At 43.3% G+C, this 4,514-nt stretch carries 3 protein-coding genes, 1 pseudogene and 1 riboswitch; of the genes and pseudogenes, 3 read left to right on the top strand and 1 reads right to left on the bottom strand.

Translation table 11 applies throughout. The features are described from left to right. The 3 genes and pseudogenes from ACP45E_RS03295 to ribB form a co-directional block, all read left to right on the top strand. A pseudogene (locus tag ACP45E_RS03295) lies at positions 1 to 186 on the top strand (hypothetical protein); the annotation flags it as partial. 106 nt (positions 187 to 292) lie between these two features. Beyond that, positions 293 to 1,717, top strand: a complete 1,425-nt coding sequence (locus ACP45E_RS03290; protein WP_017037508.1) for a coniferyl aldehyde dehydrogenase — start codon at positions 293 to 295, stop codon at positions 1,715 to 1,717. A gap of 119 nt (positions 1,718 to 1,836) precedes the next feature. Further along, a riboswitch (FMN riboswitch) is annotated at positions 1,837 to 2,035 on the top strand. Between the two features lie 110 nt (positions 2,036 to 2,145). Beyond that, entirely contained in the window at positions 2,146 to 2,802 is a 657-nt protein-coding gene (gene ribB, locus ACP45E_RS03285) for a 3,4-dihydroxy-2-butanone-4-phosphate synthase (RefSeq protein ID WP_017037507.1), read from the top strand. Positions 2,803 to 3,042: 240 nt separating this feature from the next. On the opposite strand, the gene ACP45E_RS03280 is transcribed toward ribB, so the two are convergent. After that, a partial coding sequence (locus ACP45E_RS03280) for a sensor domain-containing diguanylate cyclase (protein ID WP_069584691.1) occupies positions 3,043 to 4,514 on the bottom strand: 1,472 nt, incomplete at its 5' end.

The raw sequence follows: 4,514 nt of genomic DNA, 5'->3' as shown, positions 1-4,514 counted from the left end.
GCCATTATCGGCTGTATTTATTGGCTATTGTTAAGACCACTTCAATCAACGGTATTGTCTGCAACCACTAATGTGTCTCAAATGGCACAGGCGTTACAAGTAACGGCAAAAGCCGTAGAAGCGTGTACTGAAAAACAACAATCCATAGCCGATCAACTTGTTAAAAACGGCAATAGATCAATATGAAATCTGTGTATCTTAAACCAGTATAAACTTGGATCATTAAAAAGCTTGAACACTGTTCAATTAGATAATATAACGTAGTGATTAACGTTATAAAGAGGGCAAATGCATGGAATTAGTGTGTGGTAATCAAGATCAATTAGAATCTGAACAAGCGCTAGTCGCCACGTTTGAACTGGCTCAAAAAGCATACCATCAATCGCCTTATTCGAGTTATGAAGAGCGTGTTGGGTTACTTGCTAAGCTCAAGTTAGAGTTGTTAGCCACGCAAGCTGAGTTAGTTGAAGCGTTAAATCAAGATTATGGTTATCGAACGGAATTTGATAGCACTATTTGTGATGTGATGCCGACGGTTAGCCATATTAATTACACGCTAAAAAATCTGAAGAAGTGGATGAAGCCTAGTCATCGTTCTGCTGGATTATTACTTTCGCCCTCAAAAGCTCAGGTTCAGTTTCAACCCGTTGGTGTGGTTGGCGTTATGGTTCCTTGGAATTTTCCTATTTTTTTAAGCCTTGCCCCTATCGTCACAGCCATTGCAGCGGGCAACCGTGTGATGGTTAAACTGAGTGAAGCCACACCCCATACCAATGAAGTCCTAAATCGAATCTTTGCCTGTTTGAGTGATCATATCTACTCGATAGAGGGCGGTGTTTCCATTGCAGCGCAATTTAGTTCACTTGCCTTTGACCATTTAGTTTTCACAGGTTCAACTGCCGTTGGTCGTAAAGTGGCCCAATCCGCCGCTAAAAACCTCACCCCTGTCACTTTAGAGCTTGGCGGAAAATCGCCAGTGATTGTGGGTAAAGATGCGGATCTTCAAAAAGCGATTGACGCCATCATGCTTGGCAAGTCAATCAATAGCGGTCAAATTTGTGTCGCTCCCGATTATGTCTTTGTTCCAAAAGATAAAGTGTCGGAATTTGGTGTTCTTTATCTGAAACGATTTGAAGATCTATTTCCCGTGAAGAAAGGTCAACGCCACCTAACTAGCATTATTAATCAAGCCCAATATTCACGATTGCAGAATCATATTGATGATGCAAAAGAGAAAGGGGCAAACATAGAGACGATTGACTGTGCGCAACTTGTCGAGCGTCAGATGTTGCCTCATATTCTGACGAATGTGACCGAAGATATGTTGGTCATGCAAGAAGAGATCTTTGGCCCACTGCTGCCTGTGATTGGGTATGATTCTATGGATGAGGTCATCGAACGGATTAACCAGCGTCCAAGGCCCCTTGCACTGTACATCATGAGTAATGATAGAGCATTACAAGCTCATGTTCTCCAAAACACTCACAGCGGTGGTGTTTGTATTAATGACACGCTCTTACATGTGGCGTTGGATGATGCACCGTTTGGCGGCAGTGGTGAGTCTGGGATAGGGCGTTATCACGGTATCGAAGGCTTTAAAGCACTCTCAAATTTAAAAACGGTACTCTTGACCCCAACTTGGTTGCCTCGAAGTAGAATGATGTTGAGATGGCGAAATGTTACTCAAAAGGTCATCAGTAGGCTGTTTATCCGCTAGTTTTATCGCTATTTCGTGTCTGTTTCGTGGTGTAGATTGTAGTTTTATGGTCGATAACGCGTTAACATTGCCTCGCTTTATTTTGGGCGTTTAGCTCGAATTAGCTTCATTATTTTAATTTTTATTCTCAGGGCGGGGCGAAATTCCCCACCGGCGGTAAATCTTACCTTCGCATTGTTTTGCATTACTTAGCTTTGCATTACTCAGCATTGCACGATTGTGCGTAAGATCAGCCCGCGAGCGCTCGATACGTCGAGGTCAGCAGATCTGGTGAAAACCCAGAGCCGACGGTTAAAGTCCGGATGAGAGAGAATGAAAACACATCAGCGAGTGGCACTCTATTATTGGTGCTTCTTACTGGTGCATTTCGTTTTGGATGTTATATCCCTCATACAGCCCTGATTCTGGTGATATTTAGGAGTTTAACCATGAATCAGTCTTCATTACTTGCCGAATTTGGCAACCCAATCACTCGTGTTGAAAACGCTCTCGAAGCTTTAAGAAAAGGCCAAGGTGTCATCTTGCTTGATGACGAAGATCGTGAAAACGAAGGTGACATCATCTATTCTGTTGAGCACTTAACCAACGCTCAGATGGCACTGATGATCCGAGAATGCAGTGGCATCGTCTGTCTTTGTTTGACCGATGCGCAAGCGACCAAGCTTGAGCTCCCACCGATGGTTGTAAACAACAACAGCGCGAATCAGACGGCGTTTACTGTCTCGATTGAAGCGAAAGTGGGTGTGACTACTGGTGTCTCTGCGCAAGATCGTGTGACGACAATCAAAACGGCAGCAAACCCAATGGCCAAACCGGATGATCTTGCTCGACCTGGACATGTCTTCCCACTGCGCGCACGAGCCGGGGGAGTGATGACTCGTCGAGGCCATACCGAAGGTACGGTTGATCTGATGCAAATGGCTGGGTTACAACCTGCGGGTGTGCTTTGTGAAGTGCAAAACGAAGACGGCACCATGGCGAAAACACCAGAGCTCGTGGAGTTTAGCCGTAAATACAATATGCCAATCCTGACGATTGAAGATATGGTGATGTACCGCACTCAATTCGATCTAAAGCTGGCGTAGTTAAAGCTAACGCAATCTCACACCTTGCTCGTAGAGACATACTCACAGCGAACGATTCATACACGTTAGAGTTATCCTAGTTTGGTGAACGCATCAAACTAGGATGTTCATTATTGGCTTTAACGTTCTAAATCCTTAAAACCGATGCCTCAAAATCTAATCCTAGAAATCTGTTACTAGAAATTGAATTCTAAAAACCGAGCGCTTTCGCGGTATTGTCTCGTTAGAATGCAGTAAATATCAAGATTGAAAGGTATTAAGAACCACTTGGTTCCGTCCAAGCCCTTTCGCTTGGTAGAGTGCCTTGTCGGCCCGACCAATACTTGCATGCTGACTGTCACTGACCGAGGTTACCCCGATACTGATGGTGTATTTTATCGTGCTATTTCCATCGTCTAGACTCGTTTGCTCTATTCTGTGACGCAGAATTTCGCACAAGTCATAGGCATGGTTTTCGTCATTCGCCTGAAAGAGTAAGCCAAACTCTTCTCCTCCAAAGCGAGCCAGGCTCAATGCCTTTGGCTTAGGAAAGCATATCTGCATCAATTTCGCTGTTTGCATGATGATGTTATCACCAGACTGGTACCCAAATTTGTCATTGAGGACGCGAAAATGGTCGATGTCGATCAGTGCTAGATAGACATGTTGCTGCCCCAATTGCTCATCAATCAAGCTGCGAATGGTGAGTTTATTGTCTAGATTCGTCATCACATCTTTGCTCTGCATCTTTTGATTTAGAAGCAAATTGTTTAAGGTGATTTCCGTATAATTTCTTATTATTTTCAATAAGCTACGGTTTGTTGGTATTCGCATTGGCATGTAGATGATAGCGATAAGACCTTGCGTATTGAAGAGCGGAATAGCGTAGTGGCGTGTATTGATACGCAGCTTTGTGGCAAGCATATCAGCGCTTTTTTTTCCAAAATAGTAAATATCACCAGGGGTGTAGGCAGTAGAGAATCGTTTATCAGTATGGATGAGCGTTTCATTGCCATGAAAATCGATGGTGGTTAGTTGCCCGGTTTCTTGTGCATAGAGACAAAATTGAACACCTTTATGGTGACAGAATCGGTCTAAAATGGAGCGCAACTGGTGCTTGAAATCGGCTAGATTATTTTTAGTGTTCAATAATGAAAGTGAACTATTTATTTGGTAGATCAAGTAATTAATCACAATAGTGAGTAAGAGAAGTGAAGCCAGAACCAGTGCTGATAGCGTGAATTGATGAGAGTTTGCAAGAATATCCGCTCTGTTCGTCCCTGCAACAAAGACGAAGTTGTTGTCATTATCTGCGTTAAATACGGACACTTTGAATTGATTATTATAGTAATACTCTAGCTGCCCATAACGACGCCCTTGATTAACTAAATCCTTGATGCCAGATTGATAACTAATAGATTCACTGCCGATACGTCTGGGGTTTGGGTGAAAGACAATTTTTCCTGTCAGTTTATCAACGACAAAGAGGTACCCTTCATTTAGCGTCCGCATCCCTTTTAGTAGGGTAGAACCATGTAAAAGATCGAGCTCTAGCCATATGGCTTCACGTTCATTTGGCTGGTATCGAACAGCAAAAACCCACCGATTATTGCTGGTTTGATAAATCGGCGACACTGAAAATTCAGAAGAAAGATTGGGGGGCGATCGCCAACTTAAGAGATCAAGTGTATCTGCGTTAGTGTTTGTTCGTTCAATGGCTTGATAGCTACCTA

The organism is Vibrio genomosp. F10 str. 9ZD137 (assembly GCF_049974785.1).
Classification (GTDB): Bacteria; Pseudomonadota; Gammaproteobacteria; order Enterobacterales; family Vibrionaceae; genus Vibrio.
This window is presented reverse-complemented; position numbering and strand designations above follow the sequence as displayed.

Coding starts and splice junctions, on each gene's coding strand:
- ACP45E_RS03290 (WP_017037508.1), top strand. CDS start 293: ATGGAATTAGTGTGTGGTAATCAAGATCAATTAGAATCTGAACAAGCG.
- ribB (WP_017037507.1), top strand. CDS start 2,146: ATGAATCAGTCTTCATTACTTGCCGAATTTGGCAACCCAATCACTCGT.